Below are 15,813 nucleotides of genomic sequence, written 5' to 3' on the forward strand. Positions count from 1 at the left end.
GGTTTGACCGGTCCGTCTCCCGACTCGAACACCGCCCACCTCCCCTCGAAACACCGTCAGCACACGAATATGACCCGCGACGACGGCCTGTTATCCGTCCTTTTTGTCCTCCAGTGAATCCGCGAGCTGCTTGTCGAAACGCTCCGCGTTCTCCTCGTCCAGATCCTGGAACTGAACAACCGCGTCCTTGATCTGGCTGGAGAAGTTGTCCGCGTTGGTCGCGACATCCTTCGAGCCGTCACAAACCGAATTCGCGTTGGAAACGTAGCCTTGGGCGAACTGCTTACCCGCTTTGTCCTCGCCCCAGCAACCTTCGTAGCGATCGAGTGTGCTGGTCAGCTTCGCCAACGCGTCCCTGAGATCTTCGGTGGCGCCGCCCAGTTTGCTCACCGTGTCCTGCACACCCGCGGGGTCCAGCCGGAATTCGTCAGCCATCACGCCCGATCCCCTTCTCGCCGTTCCACACCGACTTCTTTCAACATCGGGGAGATCAACGAGTCCATCAGTTCCTGGGGATCCATCTTCCCCGCCGCGACGTCGCCGTAGTCGATGCCCGAAACACTGCTCGTGCCCATCAGCTCGGACATCTTCGTCATGGCTTCCGCCTTGGCCCGCTGCACGGTCTCGAGTACGACGCTCGCCAGCTGAGCCGGCGGCAGCAATCGGTACTTCGCTTCGTTGAAGACGAGCTCCACCAGTTCGCCCCGGCCGTCGACGGTGACCGACAACGACTGGTCTTTCGCGCGTACCGTCGTCCGGCCGTCGCGCCACAGCTCAGTCAGCTTGCCGAGCTTTTCCTGCTCCCGGTTCAAGGCGGCCAGAGCCTCTTCGACCCCGGCGTCCCCGGCAAAGTCGCCCAGCGAGTACATGGCTCACCACTCCTTCAAGTCACTTCCTTCAGCGCACCACGGCCCAGCTTGTCAAAGCGGCGTGCCCGTCCCAAGCGAATCGCGTCCGCCACGATTGATCGTCGAACCATGCTGCCCGAGAGGACAGTCACGACGATTTCTCGTCCGAGCATCAAGGTGACCACCTGGGACTCCAGGAAGTCTCTATCCACTTGAGACTCGGTGAGCGAGCTTGCGCTGAAGGAACGTCTCAGGTTTCCGCCGCCGCGCGAACCGCGCTGGCTGTCAGCCGCATCGATGCGGGGGAGCCTGCGTTCAGCAGCACGTCCACCCCCTCGGCGGGAAGAGCGCCTGCCACCTGGCCGAGGGTGACGTCGAGCCAGCCGACATCGCCGACCGCCGCGCGATGGCCATAGGAGGTGGCCACCTGAACCGACGGAACGCCATCGGGGGCCGGCCGGATCACCGCGGTTCCATCGGCATGCGCGGCGATTCCCAACACGCTGTCCCGGAGCACGACAGGCAGCTGGTCCGCGACGTCCTCACCTCGGACCAGCGCTCGGAGCACCGCGTCCACCGGGTCAAGCGGCGAATCCGGTGTGCTGGGCCGATAATGCGGGTTCGGCTGGAAACGGCTCGGGACACCCGCCTCGTTCAGAAGCCACGCGCCCAGCACCACATGCGACGGCACCTCGTCCTGCTGGTCCGGCTCGAACGCCGGGTCGAACAGCAGGATCAGCCTGCCTCCGGACTCGTTCGGGTTCGCGAGGTCCGCCGCGGGTTCGCTCATGGTCGTCCGTCCGCGATACCCGGCACCGTGCCGCGGTGACGCGAGAAGGCTTCGGACACGGGCTCGGCGGAGCGTCGCCCTTCCCTGGCGAACGCTTGCAGCGCAGCCAGCACCACGTCATCGCTGTCGGAAACCCTGCCCGCTTCGGCCGCGGGCAACTCCCTGATCAGGAGCCGCCCACGACGCTCCCCCTCCGGCGCCACCGCTTCCAGCACCTTGAAGGACGTCCCTGGCAGGAAGACCACCCGGTCGGTGAGGCCGTCCTCCGCTGATTCCATCGACGACGTCGACCGGCCGGTGAGCGACCGGACGACCAGATCCGTCGCCCCGGCCTCGACCGGGCCGAGCACTGTCCGTGCATGAAAGAAGCCCCACTCACGCACCACCGTCCCGGTCTCGAGAAGTGCCCAGACCTCCGGTCCGGGATCGACCACCGTGGCCGTGGCCTCCCGATGTCTCGGCAGCTTCCGCAGCCCATCGGCCACACAACGACCGAAACCGATGTGCGGCCCTTCTGCGCCCGCCCGCAGGCTTGCGTCGATGTCCGGGGCCTCCCCGGACAGATAGAGGCCGGCGGCCACGGCCGCGGTCAAGACGCTCTCCGGAACCTCGCGGTGCGAGGAGAACCGTCGCATGGCGGCTCCGACCTTGAGCGAAAGCGCGTCGAAGGCGGCCTCAAGACCGGGCCTGGCCATGTCCTGTTCGGCGCTGAAATCCTCGGGCAACGGCCAGACACGCGCCCCGGGATCCGGCTCCTGCTGCAGGACCGCGCGAGCGGCCGTCCGATGCTCAACGGCCGGATGACCGATCTTGGTGGTCACTGCCGCGGTGTCGTCTTCTCGGACGCTCCCGGAATGCTTTTCGTCCGCTGCGGATTGAAGACGCAAGAGCTGCGCCAGCCTGGGCAAGGACGTCATCGGCAACGTGAGATCGTTCCTGCCGTTCGGTGCTTCCGAGGCCGTCCGAGCGGACACCTTCCTGGTCGCGGCGCGAGTCTTGGCCTCGAGCTGGTCGAGCACCCGGTCGGCGAGTCCGGCCTCCGCCGGCTCATGGAACAACAGCAGCGCCTCGGGGTCTGCCGGGGTGCCGCGGATCTCCGCGGCATGTGCGGGCTCGGTGAGGGGACGCACCCACAAACCGGCCTGGACGACCTCCACCACCGCACCCGAATCGAGCGGATGAATCCCTGGCGCGCTCCCTTGGGAAGTCCCGGCGGGCAGGCGCGAGCGACAGACGGTCGGGGCCACCGCGGCTGCCTCCGAAGCATGCCGTGGCCGGTAAGCGACCAGTTCGGCGAAGATACGGTGGCCGTGCGATCCGTCATGCCGCAGTGCGAACACCTCCGCCTGCTCCGGCTTCCCGACCGGGAATCCACCGAACAGTAGGATTTCCTCGCCCAATGCGTCCGCCAGCGCCTGTCCCGATGACACGTCGCTCGCGGGTGAAAGGTCTCCGAAGCAGAAGAATCGGGTCTTGGCCCGCAGATCAGGCGAGACCGTCTCCCACCATTTCACGACACTGGTGAGCGGCAGTGCGGGCACGCCATGGGCACCGAGCACGATCGTCAGCTCACGTGGCGACGCGGAAAGCCAGCGAGTGAGCTTCGCGCGGCCAGCGCTCAACCAGGATTCCGGTCCGTCGGCGCGGATCCACAGCCCTGCGGGCAAGGGCTCAACGCTCACCGACCGCTGCAACCGGTGCGGGGTCAGGTTGGCCGGTCCCTCCCATTCCGGGATCGGATACCGGCGCCCCTGCCACACCGGGGGCTGGCCAGGAGCACAGAACGCCCACCCTTGACTGTTCTCAGGCGGCAGGAAGATCGCGCCGGACGAACCCGTGGACAGCGGGCCGTCCGGACAGAGAACAGGATGACCGACCCGCTCCGAAAGCCATCTCGCGGACGGAAGGGGGATGTGGTCGGCCATCGCCGAAGGGAACAGCCGGACGGCTCGACCGTCCTCCGCGACCGCTTTCGCGACGGCCTGCCACGCCGAAGAGGCCGGGATGCCTGCGGGAAAATCCACGACGACGTGGAAACAGGCGTCATCTTCGGGAAGTGACGCCGCCAGCAGACCTGCCTGCTTGGTCATCCCATCGGGACCGTGCGCGACCAACGCGGCGCCGACCCGGTGGCAACGCACCCGCGCCTTACGGCGCCCCAGGCGCGGAACTTTGAGGAGCGACATCGGTTTCGCCTTCCGATCTTCGGCGGAGGAGCCGCGAGTCCACGGTGGACCCACGATGGGATTCCGGGGCGTGCCATCCCCTGCCCTCCGATCACGGTTTCGTCCGCACCCGGCGTCCGCGCCTGCCGCGGACGCCGCTTATATCACCAGCGACGACTCAAGAGCCCTCTATCCGGCCGCTCGGTACTTTCAGGCACTGCGGGCGGACAAACCCACCGCATTGCCGCCGACTACAAAGGAAACGTTTAAAGTAGACGGGTGAGCACCGATCAAGCCGAGGTGGAGCACGACCTCCGGAAAACCTCCTCCGATGAGCCGACTCCGATTTTCGACGAACTGACCGCCGCCGTCATCGGACCTGTTCCGGACAGGCCGTCCACGAGCCAGGAAGACGACGAAACCGAATCCGGGAAAGTCGCCTGGCCAGCGAATGACCTCAAATGACACCCGCCTGCAGTGCGTAGGCGACCGCGTGGGGCCGGTTGCGCAGATTAAGCCTGCTGGTCATCTCGTAGATCACGTTCTTGACCGTGCGCTCGGAATAGCACAGTTCACCGGCGATCTCGCCGGTGTCCAAGCCTTCGGCCATGAGCCGGATCACGTCGATCTCCCGGGCAGCCAGCCCCGCCGTGCCCAGCCCACGAGGAGCGAGCACTTCGCGCTGGAGGCGCCGGATGCCGTCGAGCAGCTTTCCCAGCAGGTCCGGCGGCAGGACACCACGTCCGGAAGCCGCGGCGACCAACGCGTCGACCAGGCCGTCGCCGGTGGTCCGGACCCGCGGCAGCACACCCACGACACGGCACTCGACCGCGTTCAGTACGTCGGCGTCCCGCAGTTCGTCGACCATCAGCACCTTGGGCACCGCCACCCAGCGCTCGGCCCGCAACTCGGCCGCGACCTGCGGAGTCATCCGGGGCGCCTGGACAAGGAGTACGCCTTGGTCGGTCAATTCATCGACGTCGACGACCAGCAGCCGCTCGCAAGTCCTCAGAAAGCTGCTCAGCCCGACCTGAGTGATCGAGTCGGTCGACCTAATACCCACCTGTACCGGTTCCATGGTGTCCCCCAGACCTCAGATGACGCCTTCACGCAGCGCGTAAGCGACCGCGTGGGCTCGTGAATGGAGCCGGAGCCGGGCCATCATCCCGTACAGCACGTTCTTCACCGTGCCCTCCGAGTAGGTCAACAGGGACGCGATCTCCTCGGTCTGGTAGCCCTCGGCGATCAGGCTCAGCACATCGCGTTCACGGGTCTCCACCCCGGCGAGGGTCAGCCCCGCCGGAGCCAGCACCCGGGTCCGCAGCTGGCCGATCTGCTCCAGGAGTACACCCTGCAGGTGATACGGGATGAGAGCAGCACCCCGGCTCACGGCGGTGACCGCGGCCGCCAGCGTTCCCGCCTTGAGCCCGCTCCGGGGTAGCAGGGCTGCCACGCCGCATTCGACGGCCATCAGCAGATCTTCGGCTTTGAACCGATCCGCCACCAGCACCGCGCGCGGCTCCGGGGCGGGACCGCTTGTGTGGAACCGGCGCAAGAAGGCGTAGGCGGCGGTGCCCACCACCCCGGCCACGACAACCACGAGGACGTCCGGCCGCGTATCCGGACTGTCAGGCACGACTCGCAGCTTCTCGTACTCGCTCAGCATCGCCTTGACCCCGGCCTCGCTGAGCTCGTCGGCCGCGTGTATCAGGACGTTCACCGCATCCACGCCATCGCTCCTTCCGGACGGGTCCGACCTCGACACCGAGCGTGGGGTGTGCTACTTCATTATCCCTCTATTGGGCGTTGACCTGGGACGACGGCGGCTGTAGCCACGGCCGCGGCAGCCGGGCAGCGACTCTGCTCAGATCACGCCGGCACGCATGGCGTAGGCGACCGCGTGGGGCCGGTTCTTCAGGTTCAGGCGTTTTGTCAGCGCGTAGACCGTGTTCTTGACGGTGCGCTCCGAGTAACGCATCTTGTCTGCGATCGCCGCCGTGTCGTAGCCTTCGGCGAGCAAGCGAAGCATGTCGACTTCGCGCGTAGTCAAGCTGGACGGTCCTGGCCTGTCAGGGGGCGGCGGCGTCCGCCGCACGCTCTCGAACGGGTCGGCAGGCAGCCTGCCGCGGCCGAGCCGTACGGACAGCACCGCTTCGACCACCTGGTCGCCCGAGGTCCGAGAGCACGGGAGTACCACGACCGCTCGGCATTCGGCAGCCGTGTCGATGTCGTCGCCCCACACTTCACCCGCCAACAGCACCTTGGGCAGGTGGGCGTGTGCACCACGCAGCTCCGCGACGACCTGCGGCGTCATCCGATCGATATGGACGACCAGTACGTCCCGCTCGGTCAAGTCCTCCGGCGCCGCCACAGTCAGCTCGGGACGGGTCCGCAGGTAGCTCGTGAGCCCTGCGTGCATGATCGGATCGGCCGTCCACACCGCGACACGTACCGGTTCCACTGTGCTTCCTTTCCTTGGCCCTTCAGGGAAAAGAAGCTTTCTCTGCCAGACTTCACAATCTCTCAATCGGACGGCCAGGCCGTGCTCTGTCCGTTTCAGCGCCGGTTTGCCCCGTAACAGCGGCCACGGTTGCCGGTATTTTGGCGAATCATGCCTCATCGGGCACTTTTAACCGACGCATGGCCAGCCGCGCTCACCGTCGTGTTAGACATCTAAATGAATTCGACTGATCCAAGGACGTGATGACCATGGCCGTATCCACTTCACCTGTCCGCGCCCGAATGACACGGCTCTGCTTGGCCGCCCTGGCGGCGATGGTCGCGAACACCGTTATCGCCTTGATCGCGCGCGTTTTTGACGAGCAGGGCATAGGGGTCGGCCTCGCACCCGCGGAATATCTGTCCTTGACACTGATCGGTATCGTTGTCGGGACGCTCGGCTGGCTGACGATCCACCGCGTCGCGCCACAGGCGCTCCGAGTGGTCGTCCCAGTCGCCCTCGTCCTGAGCTGGATACCGGATCTGTTGCTGTTCGGCAGCGGCGCGACGGTCGCCAACGTCGTAGGTCTCATGGTCATGCATGTCGTGGTGACGGCAGCCGTCGTCGTCCCCTTCCGCGCCGAACGGCCAGCCCGTCGGGCAGCCGGCGAGATGTAGGAGACTCCCGCACGACTCAACGGTGAAGGGTGGCTCGTACCGGGTTCCCGGCGGTCGGTCCGGTCCCCGTTCACACATCCCATCATTGTCGTGGCGTGACTACGGCCCCTCGGGCGCGGAGCATCGTCGCCGTGTAGGTCTCCGCCGTGATATCCGCCTTGTCGATACCCAGCCCGGTGAGCACGTCGCGCACTACATCCAGCGCGGCTCCGAGATCAGCGCGTTCGGCTGGCGTTTCCACTTCGATGAACGTGTCGCCGGCCGCCGACAGGGTGACGAGTGTGGCGAGTATCGCCCGGCCGCCGGATTCGAAGCGATAGTTGCGGCAGTTCTTGGTCAGTCTGGCGATTTCCTGGTACCCGAGCAGGCTCAGGATCTCCCTCATGGTCGCCGCGTCACCCACCCACGTCTCGAATTCGGGTTTCGAACCGCTGGCCTCGTCAACGGGGGCGTCCTTCAATGTGAACAGGTACCGGATGCCCGTGGCGGATTCGATCACCCGCACTCGGAGTTCCCGCCCCGCACCGACCACAGTGTGGTCCGGCCGGTCGAAATAGATGTCACGGTAGAGTTCTGGCTGCTCATCGCCAAGCTGCCGCAGCCGATGGGCCACCGCATCCGGTTCGCGTACCAGGGCCTTCAGTTCGGCCTCTATCGCCATTCACCTGGCTCCTTTCTGCCCGATCGCGCCTCGACCCACTGTCCGAAAGACCTGAGTCGGTTCGACTATGTTGACGCGGCGCGAAGACGTTGGGCACTGTCTTTACTTCTGGGCTCCGTGCTTCGATTTCCCGAACGTGTATTCGGCGAGGAAGTATTCATGAAACCACCGTCCGGAGGTCACTCTTCCGGCATGCCCACTGAACCATCTACCGCCGTCGATGCCAACCAGGCGCTGGACCTGGCCGTGGGATTCGCAGGGCGAACCCAGGATCCTGAAGGCTTCTGGGAACAGTCTCCGGATCCAAGAATCTTCGACACGGCCATCACGGTCATCTGTCTCACCGCGGGCGGGGTCAGGGGCCGAGAAGCCGCCGGAAGAGCCAGACAATGGCTGGCCGGCGCATCTCCTCAACGTCATGACTCCTTCGCCACCGCGGTGGAGACGTGGCTACGTCAGCTCGCGCTGAGCCAGATCGGCGGGTCCGTACCGGCCTTGCCGGGAAACCACCAGACTCCGCCAGGACGTGCGCTGCTGCTCGAGACGCTCGCGGTCTGTGCGGGCAGCCCTGGCGCCGATCCGCACCGGCTGCGGCAGATCGTGGCCGATGCCGGTCGGCGAGACACCATGAAACAGTGGCAGCGGGCACTCTTGGCCGCCGCGGAGATCATCTCCGGCGCACGTTCAGGTTCCACCACGACCATCGACGCTGTGGAAGCCTTGGAGCGGGAGCAAGGCGAAGACGGTGGTTACTGCCTGATGCCGGCAGTAACCAGCCTCGCCTATATCGCGCTGGCGAGCGTCGCGGCCGATCGGCCATCTGCCCTTCGTTGCCTCGACTACCTCCTGCGCAGCCAGCATGCTGATGGGACTTGGCGATATCTGTCGTTCGACATCTGGGACACGACACTGATGGTGCGTTCGCTGCGTGGCGTGCCCGCCTTCGACGGGCACATGCTCGATGCCGCACTCGGCTTCGTCGAACGGGCCCAGTCCGCCGACGGAGGATGGGCGTGCAAGCGCGGGATCGAGTCGGACAACGACACGACGGGCTCTGCTTTGCTCGCACTGGCGGGACTTGGCCGGGACCGGGATGTCCTCTCGGCAGGCGCCCGCTACCTGCGTCGGGTCCAACGGGAGGACGGGTTGTGGACGACCTGGCAGTCCTCCGACGACACGCCATCGTCGGACGTGACGGCGCATGTCGTCGCCGCGGCCGCCGCGCATCCGACGTTGGGGATCGAAACCGAACGCGCCACGACATGGCTCATTTCGCGGTACCAGGTCGCCGGCGGATGGGGTGCGCAGTGGTACCGGTCCAGCACCTACGCCGTCGCGGAGATCGCCTCGGCCGTGGGCTGGACCCGTGATGTGAGCAGCGACGCCGTCCTCGCGCTGGTCGGTCAGCAACGAGCCGACGGCGGCTGGCCGATCTCCGACACCGACACCTGCTCTGATCCCGCGGCGACCGGGCTGGCGCTGTCCACGTGCGCACGGTCGGGCCTGGCCATCTCACCTGGAGTGCTCCTCGACGCCGTCGACTATCTCGTCAGGACACAGACATCCGACGGTACCTGGCATGGGCTGCCGATCATGGCAGGGCCTCGTCCTTTTCTCAGCCATCTTCCCCGCCAAACCCATGCCTTCGCGTCGGCGGGCCTTCGCGACTTCGTTTCCACCACACAGAAACCATGAGAGAGGGCATGCACATCAAGCCGACTGCCGACAGTTTCGACCCGTTCACCACGCACAAGCAGGACATCCATCCTTTCTTGGCCACCGCCCGGCGAAGCAACCCGGTATTCTACTCCTCTCGACTCGAAGCCTGGTGCGTCACCAAACACGAAGACATCGAAAGGGTGCTTCGCGACAGCGTCCTGTTCTCCTGCCGCGACCACAATCCGCGACCGCCGTCGGCGTTGTCGCCCGATCTGCTCCGCGCCATGGCCACCTGGCGCGGTTCGGCACCTCCGATGGGATCGATAGACGGGCCGGAGCACACCAGGATCCGTGCGGTCGCGGGGCGGGGCTTCACCCCGAGGGCCTTGAACAAGTACAAGGACGACATGAACGTGGCCGCCGAGGCGCTCATCGACGAGCTGGCTGCCACGTCGGAATTCGACTTCATCGCGGGGTTCGCCTATCCGTTCCCGCTGACCGTCGTCCTGAAAGTCCTCGGTGTCCCCGAGGAGTACCACGATCGCTGCCGGGAGTGGACAGAGCTGCGGGTCGCGGTCCTGCTTCCCCGTGAGGTTCCGTCGGCGGAATTCCAGCGGCGATGTATCGCCGGCCTTCACGAATTCGCGGCCATGAGCAAGATGATCGTGGCCGATCGGCAGCGGGAGCCGCGCGAAGACCTGATCAGCTACATGCTGCACAGCGAGGTCCGGGGACACACGATGACCCCGGACGAGGTGGTGGCCCAGATCCCCACGCTCATCTCCGCCGGCCATGAATCGACCGCGCAAGGGTTGGCCGCGATCGTCCTCCGGCTGCTGACCGAAGGAAGCTGGCCTCGGCTGGCAGAAGGAACGCTGGATGTGGACGCGCTCGTCGAGGAGGCATTGCGTTACGACGCGCCGATAGCGGGGTTCTTCCGGACTGTCACCAGTGCCTGCGAACTTTCCGGCGTGCCACTTCCCGCGGGCACGCGGATCTTCCTGGCTTATGGCTCGGGAAGCCGTGACGAGACTGTCTTCGCCGACTCGGACACCTTCGACGTGACCAGAAGCAATTCCCGTTCACATCTCGCGTTCGGTGGTGGGCCGCACCACTGCGTGGGAGCGGCGCTCGCCCGCTTGGAACTCGCCGTGGCGTTGAAGTCACTGGCCACCCGCTTTCCGCGCCTTTCGCTGCTGCCGGGCCAAACCGCTCAGTACCTGGACAGGTTTCCACTGCGCGCGCTGAAGGACTTCACAGTCCGGACCCGGTGATCACGCACTTCGGCGCGGCAGCAACACCGGCTTGACCACCGCTCCGCCGAGCATGTCCTGTTCGGCTTGGTTGATCGCAGACAACGGGTAGTGGCTGATCAGCCGGTCGAACGGGAAACGGCCCTGCTGCCACAATCCGATCAACCGGGGGATCAGCTCCCCAGGCACCGAATCGCCGGTCAGCACGCCGATCAGGGTGCGGCCGACCGCCAAGTCCATCGGGCCGATCACCAGATCGCTGTACATCAGCCCGACCAGCGCCAGCACACCACGAGTGGCCAGCGAAGCGATCGCCCTACCTGCCACCTCGGGCATACCGGTTGCCTCGATGCCATACCGCGCGCCGCCACCGGTGAACGCACGTACGCGCTCCGCCACGTCCGGGTCGTCGCCACGCAACGCGTGCGTGGCGCCCAGCTCACGGGCCAGATCCAACCGTTCGTCATGCAGGTCGACCGCGATGATCTGGCCCGCACCCGCCACTTTCGCCGCCATGACCGCGGAAAGGCCCACCGTGCCCGCGCCCCACACCACCAGGCTCGAGCCGGGTTGGACCGCCAGTTCGGTGAACACCGTCCCCGCCCCCGTCTGCACTCCGCAGCCCAGCGGACCGAGTAGTTCCAGCGGCAGCGAGCGGTCCACCACGATCGCGTTACGGGTCGTGGCCAATGCATGGGTGGCGAACGACGACTGCTGGAACCACCGCGCGCTCACCGGCGCGCCGGCACTGTCGCGGACGGGCGTCGACCCATCAGGTTCGCGGCCGGTCCCATTGCGCTCCTGGAACTCCATGCAGTAGGCGGGATGCGCGGTCAGGCAGTTCGCACATCCGCCACAGGAGTCGAACGTGAGAACCACGTGGTCGCCGATCGCGAGGTCGCGTACTCCCTGACCGACCTCGACGATCACACCGGCGCCCTCGTGCCCGGCGATGGCAGGAAGCCGGAGCAACCCGGCTTCGCCATACACACCCGGTGTCCGGAACAGCAGGTCGGACTGGCAGATCCCCGCACCGGCCACTTCCACCAGCACCTGACCGGGTCCCGGCCCGTCGAGGTTCACCTGGTCCAGCCGGAAAGGCTCGTCGGTGCCGTACAGCACAGCGGCCTGGACGCGCATGATGGAATCGCTCCTCGCAGGTCAGGAAGTCCGGATTTCCGGGCGGTAGAGGTCCAGCCAGGTCGACAGGTTGAGCACACGTTCCAGACCGTGGCGGGTTGACGGCCCGATAACGGCGGCCCCGTCCCGCACGGCATCTTCCAGCCAGGCACGGTTGAGCATGGCGAACACCGGGTCGTCGTCGGCGAGCAGCCGCTTGGCCTGGTCTCGGAGCGCGACCGCGTAGGCGGGGTCCTGACTCGAGGGGTATGGGCTTTTCGCCCGATCGAGCACAGACCGAGGCAGCACGTCGCGGACCGCGCCACGCAGGAGGCTCTTCTCCCGGCCGTCGAAGGCTTTCAGCGACCAGGGCGCATTGTACACGTACTCCACGAGACGGTGGTCGCAGAACGGGACGCGGACTTCGAGTCCGACCGCCATACTGAACCGGTCCTTACGATCCAGCAGCATGCGCACGAGCCGCGTCAGATGCAGGTGGCTGATCACCCGCATGCGGTGCTCGTGCTCGTCCGCACCCGGCAATCGATCCACGGTGGACACCGCAGCCCGGTATCCGTCCTGGAGGTGGCTATCCCGGTCCAGCTTGCCGAGCAGGTCGGGATCCAGCAGACCGGCGGGCTCGTTGTGCGGAACATTGCGGCTGAGACCGGCGATCCATGGGAATGTGTCGGCACGCTGCACCTCAGGCTGGTGAAACCACCGGTAGCCGCCGAAGAGCTCGTCGGCGGCCTCCCCGGACAGTGCGACCGTCGACTGTTCCCGTACGGACTTGAACAGCAGGTAGAGCGAGGCGTCGATGTCGCCGAGCCCGACCGGGATGTCCTGCGCCGCTAGCACGGCCCGGCGCACCTCCGGATCGGCCAGCCCCGCCGTGTCCAGCACGATCTCGGAGTGCTGGGACTTCACCCGCCGGACAACCTCGTGCACGTACGGGGTGTCGTGGGCACCGCGGAGCTCGTTGGCCTTGAAGTTCTCACGCTGGCCCACGTAGTCGACCGAACACGTGCGCAAGACCCGATTCGGCTCCGCCGGTCGCCGCGTGGCGAGCGCAGTCAGCGCGCTGGAGTCGAGGCCGCCGGACAGCAACACGCACAGAGGCACGTCGGCGACCATCTGACGACGCACGATGTCGTCGAGCAGTTCCCGCACGTGCCGTACGGTGGTCAGCTCGTCGTCGACATGCTCGCGGGTTTCCAGCTTCCAATAGACGTGGGTGCGCAGTCCGGTGCGATCCAGCGTGACCACGGTGCCTGGCTCGACCTGGCTCATGCCTTCCCACACGGCCGCGCCGGGGCTCCTGACGAAGGAGAACACTTCGCGCAGCCCGTCGAGACCAACCACTCGCTTGGCGAGCGGGTTGGCCAGTATCGCCTTGGGCTCAGAGCCGAACAGCAGCCCATCGGCGGTGCGATAGTAGTAGAGCGGCTTCACACCGAGCCGGTCCCGGATCAGCACCAGCTTGGCGTGGCGGGAGTCCCAAATGGCGAAGGCGTACATCCCGTTCAGCTTCTCCGCGAGGGCCTCACCCCATTCGAGGTAGCCGCGCAGCACGACCTCGGTGTCACTCTCGGTGCGAAAGGAATGTCCGCGTCGGCGCAGCTCGTCACGCAGCTCCAGGTAGTTGTACGTCTCACCGCTGTAGACCATGATGACCTTGCCCGCCTCGGTGTCGACGCTCATCGGCTGAACGCCGCCGTCGAGGTCGATCACGGCGAGACGGCGGTGTCCGACCGCCGCTTCACGACACACCCAGGTGCCGCACGCATCGGGCCCTCGGTACGCCAGGGTCTCGGTCATCGCATCGATCGTCGTCGTCTCGACGGTCAGGTCACGGTCGAAGCCGACCCAGCCCGCGATGCCACACATGCGGTCACTGTTCCGCGAAGGAGCGTGTCAAGGCACTGGATTCGCCAGAGTATGTGTCTTTGCCTCCCGACTCTGCCCGAGCACACCATGCGACTCCAGCCCAGCTGGTCAGTCCACAGTGCGACCGTATGCGGTTCGCAGGTACGTGGTGTAAGCCTCCGGACTCGCATGGGCGCGGTCCTGCGCGCCGCCACGGGTATGTGCCAGCGCGCGATCGCGGCTCACACATAGCGTCGTCGTCGCCGTGCGGCCGATGGCGGGCTTGCCGTCCGTGACGTCGAGAACGTGGACCTCGGGCGGGAACATGGTCATCGCGTCCTTTGCGGAGGCAGCGGGCCGGTGTCCGGTGGGGTTGGCACTGCTGACGTGGAGATACCCCGCATTGGCGAGGATCGGCCGAAGCGGCTCCCAGCAGGCGCCGAACACGAGGACGTGGCCGTCGCGAGTGGCCGGACGTATCCAGTCCGCCACGTGACCTGGCACCACAGGCAGCAGCAACGTCAGCCGTTCACGCACCAGCAACTCACGGGCGAACAGCCGAGTCGGCTCATCGAGATCCAGCACGTCGGCGAACTCGGCCCAACGCTCGTCGTCGACGAGCCACAGCGCGACAGCCTGATCCACTGGGCGGCCTTTCGCGACGTTGACCACCTCGGGAGCAGTGGCGGCGACGACGGATGTCAGCGGATATGGATTCGGAAACACCACAGCCGCCCCTGCACGCAGCGCGTCGGCCGCCCTGCGGAGACCGTCGACGAACCCGACCAGATCCTCGTCACCGACGACGGCTTCATTACGGTGGAACGCCTCGGCCTTCACCCAGGAGAGCGCCGCCGCCGTCTCGGCCGGGTCGAGCCGCAGCCCGGCCCGTTCCGCGACCGCGCGCAGGACACGGGCACTGGCGAGGTGGGTCAGGACGACGGTCGGCTTGATTCCGAGTATTGCGGGATCGTAGGGCTGGAAAGTCTTCGGTCGCACGAACGGGGTGCCGGTGGAAATCGTGCCGACACCGGTGCCGACTATCGGCGTGGTCACCGTCAGCGGCAGCCCGATCTCCGCCGACACCTGCCGCGCGATCGAGGGCAGCCGGGTCAAATCCGGAGTGCTGTGCCAGAGATCGGCGTCGCCCAGTAGCTCCGCGGTGCGGTGCGCCAGCAGGAACAGGAGTTGTTCGGTCGCGACCATGCCGCTGCGCTCCGCGACCCCCAGCCACGAGCTCGACACCACCCGCACCCCGGCACGCACTGCGGCCAGTGTGTTCGCCAAACCGAGCCCGAGATCGTTGTGCAGGTGCGTCGCCAGGACAACACCATCGGCCACTCGCTCGAGCAGTCCTCGGAACAGCTCGGCGCACCGGTCGGTCAGCAGGTCGCCGATGGTGTCGGCGATGACGATCACACCGGCACCCGCCTCGGTCAACCTCGTCGCCGCGCCCGCCATCACGTCGAGGTCGCCCCGTGGCGCGTCGGCGAAGCAGACGTCGGCGATGACCCCCTCGGGCATCGCGCGCACCAGCGCGACGGCGTCGGCCAGTGCTTCGGCGGCGAGACCGTGGAGCATCGCGTCGGCCATCGCGTCGGAAGCGGGAACCACGATCATCACGCGTGCGTTCGGCACGCCGCCCACGGCAGCACACGCCTGCCGGACGTCAGCGGCGGTGGCTCGGCATACCGCCGCGGGGCTCACAGACCCGGCCGCCTCCAGCGCGACCCGCCGCGTGGCGGCGAACTCTTCCTGACACACCGCCGGAAAGCCGGCCGCGAACACCACGTGCCGCGGTCCGTCGTCCCCGAACACCAGGCCGTGCTCCCGAGCCAGTTGGACTCGAAAGTCAGCGCTCATCAGGGTTTTGCCCTGCGCGCCGTCACGGGCCGACTCCTCCCACAACACCAGCCGCCCGCTCAACGCGGATTCCCTCACCAGATCCGGCATGCCCACCGTCGTCCCGCGTTCCGATAGTAAGGGTGGTCGGCTGCGACGGGCCGCGCCCGCCGAACTGCCGTCGACCTTCTGATCAGGCGAATTTAGCATTGCTCGGCAACGCTTTCCGACATGGTCGTCCCCGCAAGATCCACCCGATCAGCCCTGCTTTTATTATCTCCCAAGGGATAATCAAGAATCATCGACGGACATCGCACTCACCCATCCGATAGCGCCCTCACCTGTACGGCCGCAGCCCGCCAACACCGAGCCGCACAGCAGGTGATGTTGTGTGTTGCCTCACACGTTTGCGCAAGCGAGACCGTCACATCCGTAGCGAGCTCGGCGGCCGGGCAGCGGCCCGAGCTCAAACAGGGGCCGACTCGAAGAGGCA

Annotated in this window: 15 protein-coding genes; 4 read left to right on the forward strand and 11 right to left on the reverse strand. The window is 66.5% G+C overall.

Annotated features, from left to right (window positions below; translation table 11 throughout):
- Positions 1 to 90 precede the first annotated feature (90 nt).
- The 4 genes from AB5J62_RS24180 to AB5J62_RS24195 all read right to left on the reverse strand — a co-directional run bounded on the left by AB5J62_RS24180 (position 91) and on the right by AB5J62_RS24195 (position 3,824).
- Positions 91 to 435 carry a WXG100 family type VII secretion target gene (locus tag AB5J62_RS24180; protein ID WP_370942211.1) on the reverse strand — a complete coding sequence of 115 codons (345 nt, stop codon included), beginning with the start codon at positions 433 to 435 and terminating at the stop codon, positions 91 to 93.
- On the reverse strand, positions 435 to 869 hold the full coding sequence (locus AB5J62_RS24185; protein WP_370942212.1) for a YbaB/EbfC family nucleoid-associated protein: 435 nt from the start codon (positions 867 to 869) through the stop codon (positions 435 to 437). The genes AB5J62_RS24180 and AB5J62_RS24185 overlap by 1 nt, the downstream gene beginning before the upstream one ends.
- Positions 870 to 1,098: 229 nt before the next feature.
- Entirely contained in the window at positions 1,099 to 1,638 is a 540-nt protein-coding gene (locus AB5J62_RS24190; RefSeq protein WP_370942213.1) for a type VII secretion system-associated protein, read from the reverse strand.
- Positions 1,635 to 3,824, reverse strand: a complete 2,190-nt coding sequence (locus AB5J62_RS24195; protein WP_370942214.1) for a hypothetical protein — start codon at positions 3,822 to 3,824, stop codon at positions 1,635 to 1,637. Before AB5J62_RS24195 ends, AB5J62_RS24190 begins: the two co-directional genes overlap by 4 nt.
- Before the next feature lie 258 nt (positions 3,825 to 4,082).
- Between AB5J62_RS24195 and AB5J62_RS24200 the strand changes: the two genes are divergently transcribed.
- Positions 4,083 to 4,268, forward strand: coding sequence for a hypothetical protein (locus tag AB5J62_RS24200; RefSeq protein WP_370942215.1), 186 nt, complete (start codon positions 4,083 to 4,085; stop codon positions 4,266 to 4,268).
- Here the strand turns inward: AB5J62_RS24200 and AB5J62_RS24205 are convergent.
- The 3 genes from AB5J62_RS24205 to AB5J62_RS24215 form a co-directional block, all read right to left on the reverse strand.
- Positions 4,261 to 4,881 (reverse strand): LuxR C-terminal-related transcriptional regulator, encoded by a 621-nt coding sequence (locus AB5J62_RS24205; protein ID WP_370942216.1) that lies wholly within the window; start codon positions 4,879 to 4,881, stop codon positions 4,261 to 4,263. The two genes, AB5J62_RS24200 and AB5J62_RS24205, sit on opposite strands and share 8 nt — an antisense overlap.
- Before the next feature lie 15 nt (positions 4,882 to 4,896).
- Positions 4,897 to 5,532 carry a response regulator transcription factor gene (locus tag AB5J62_RS24210; RefSeq protein WP_370942217.1) on the reverse strand — a complete coding sequence of 212 codons (636 nt, stop codon included), beginning with the start codon at positions 5,530 to 5,532 and terminating at the stop codon, positions 4,897 to 4,899.
- 135 nt (positions 5,533 to 5,667) lie between these two features.
- Positions 5,668 to 6,264, reverse strand: a complete 597-nt coding sequence (locus tag AB5J62_RS24215; protein ID WP_370942218.1) for a response regulator transcription factor — start codon at positions 6,262 to 6,264, stop codon at positions 5,668 to 5,670.
- A 242-nt stretch (positions 6,265 to 6,506) separates the two neighbouring features.
- Between AB5J62_RS24215 and AB5J62_RS24220 the strand changes: the two genes are divergently transcribed.
- Positions 6,507 to 6,920, forward strand: coding sequence for a DUF6069 family protein (locus AB5J62_RS24220; protein ID WP_370942219.1), 414 nt, complete (start codon positions 6,507 to 6,509; stop codon positions 6,918 to 6,920).
- An 82-nt stretch (positions 6,921 to 7,002) separates the two neighbouring features.
- Here the strand turns inward: AB5J62_RS24220 and AB5J62_RS24225 are convergent, their stop codons facing one another.
- Positions 7,003 to 7,581: a class IV adenylate cyclase gene (locus AB5J62_RS24225; protein WP_370942220.1), complete on the reverse strand. Its 579-nt coding sequence runs from the start codon at positions 7,579 to 7,581 to the stop codon at positions 7,003 to 7,005.
- Between the two features lie 192 nt (positions 7,582 to 7,773).
- Between AB5J62_RS24225 and AB5J62_RS24230 the strand changes: the two genes are divergently transcribed.
- Positions 7,774 to 9,276 (forward strand): prenyltransferase/squalene oxidase repeat-containing protein, encoded by a 1,503-nt coding sequence (locus AB5J62_RS24230; RefSeq protein ID WP_370942221.1) that lies wholly within the window; start codon positions 7,774 to 7,776, stop codon positions 9,274 to 9,276.
- Positions 9,273 to 10,514 (forward strand): cytochrome P450, encoded by a 1,242-nt coding sequence (locus AB5J62_RS24235; protein WP_370942222.1) that lies wholly within the window; start codon positions 9,273 to 9,275, stop codon positions 10,512 to 10,514. Before AB5J62_RS24230 ends, AB5J62_RS24235 begins: the two co-directional genes overlap by 4 nt.
- Here AB5J62_RS24235 and AB5J62_RS24240 read toward each other — a convergent pair whose 3' ends face one another.
- The 3 genes from AB5J62_RS24240 to AB5J62_RS24250 form a co-directional block, all read right to left on the reverse strand.
- The gene (locus AB5J62_RS24240) at positions 10,515 to 11,633 is read right to left on the reverse strand and encodes an NAD(P)-dependent alcohol dehydrogenase (protein WP_370942223.1); all 1,119 of its coding nucleotides are present in this window, start codon (positions 11,631 to 11,633) and stop codon (positions 10,515 to 10,517) included. It abuts the gene before it with no gap.
- Positions 11,634 to 11,654: 21 nt separating this feature from the next.
- Entirely contained in the window at positions 11,655 to 13,499 is a 1,845-nt protein-coding gene (gene asnB, locus AB5J62_RS24245; protein ID WP_370942224.1) for an asparagine synthase (glutamine-hydrolyzing), read from the reverse strand.
- A 108-nt stretch (positions 13,500 to 13,607) separates the two neighbouring features.
- On the reverse strand, positions 13,608 to 15,431 hold the full coding sequence (locus AB5J62_RS24250; protein WP_370942225.1) for a hypothetical protein: 1,824 nt from the start codon (positions 15,429 to 15,431) through the stop codon (positions 13,608 to 13,610).
- Between the last annotated feature and the right edge of the window lie 382 nt (positions 15,432 to 15,813).

Origin of the sequence: Amycolatopsis sp. cg5 (assembly GCF_041346955.1) — a bacterium.
In the GTDB taxonomy this organism is placed as follows: Bacteria; Actinomycetota; Actinomycetes; order Mycobacteriales; family Pseudonocardiaceae; genus Amycolatopsis.

Coding starts and splice junctions, on each gene's coding strand:
- AB5J62_RS24190 (WP_370942213.1), bottom strand. CDS start 1,638: ATGAGCGAACCCGCGGCGGACCTCGCGAACCCGAACGAGTCCGGAGGC.
- AB5J62_RS24240 (WP_370942223.1), bottom strand. CDS start 11,633: ATGCGCGTCCAGGCCGCTGTGCTGTACGGCACCGACGAGCCTTTCCGG.
- AB5J62_RS24180 (WP_370942211.1), bottom strand. CDS start 435: ATGGCTGACGAATTCCGGCTGGACCCCGCGGGTGTGCAGGACACGGTG.
- asnB (WP_370942224.1), bottom strand. CDS start 13,499: ATGTGTGGCATCGCGGGCTGGGTCGGCTTCGACCGTGACCTGACCGTC.
- AB5J62_RS24205 (WP_370942216.1), bottom strand. CDS start 4,881: ATGGAACCGGTACAGGTGGGTATTAGGTCGACCGACTCGATCACTCAG.
- AB5J62_RS24220 (WP_370942219.1), top strand. CDS start 6,507: ATGACCATGGCCGTATCCACTTCACCTGTCCGCGCCCGAATGACACGG.
- AB5J62_RS24250 (WP_370942225.1), bottom strand. CDS start 15,431: ATGCCGGATCTGGTGAGGGAATCCGCGTTGAGCGGGCGGCTGGTGTTG.
- AB5J62_RS24235 (WP_370942222.1), top strand. CDS start 9,273: ATGAGAGAGGGCATGCACATCAAGCCGACTGCCGACAGTTTCGACCCG.
- AB5J62_RS24225 (WP_370942220.1), bottom strand. CDS start 7,581: ATGGCGATAGAGGCCGAACTGAAGGCCCTGGTACGCGAACCGGATGCG.
- AB5J62_RS24195 (WP_370942214.1), bottom strand. CDS start 3,824: ATGTCGCTCCTCAAAGTTCCGCGCCTGGGGCGCCGTAAGGCGCGGGTG.
- AB5J62_RS24185 (WP_370942212.1), bottom strand. CDS start 869: ATGTACTCGCTGGGCGACTTTGCCGGGGACGCCGGGGTCGAAGAGGCT.
- AB5J62_RS24230 (WP_370942221.1), top strand. CDS start 7,774: ATGCCCACTGAACCATCTACCGCCGTCGATGCCAACCAGGCGCTGGAC.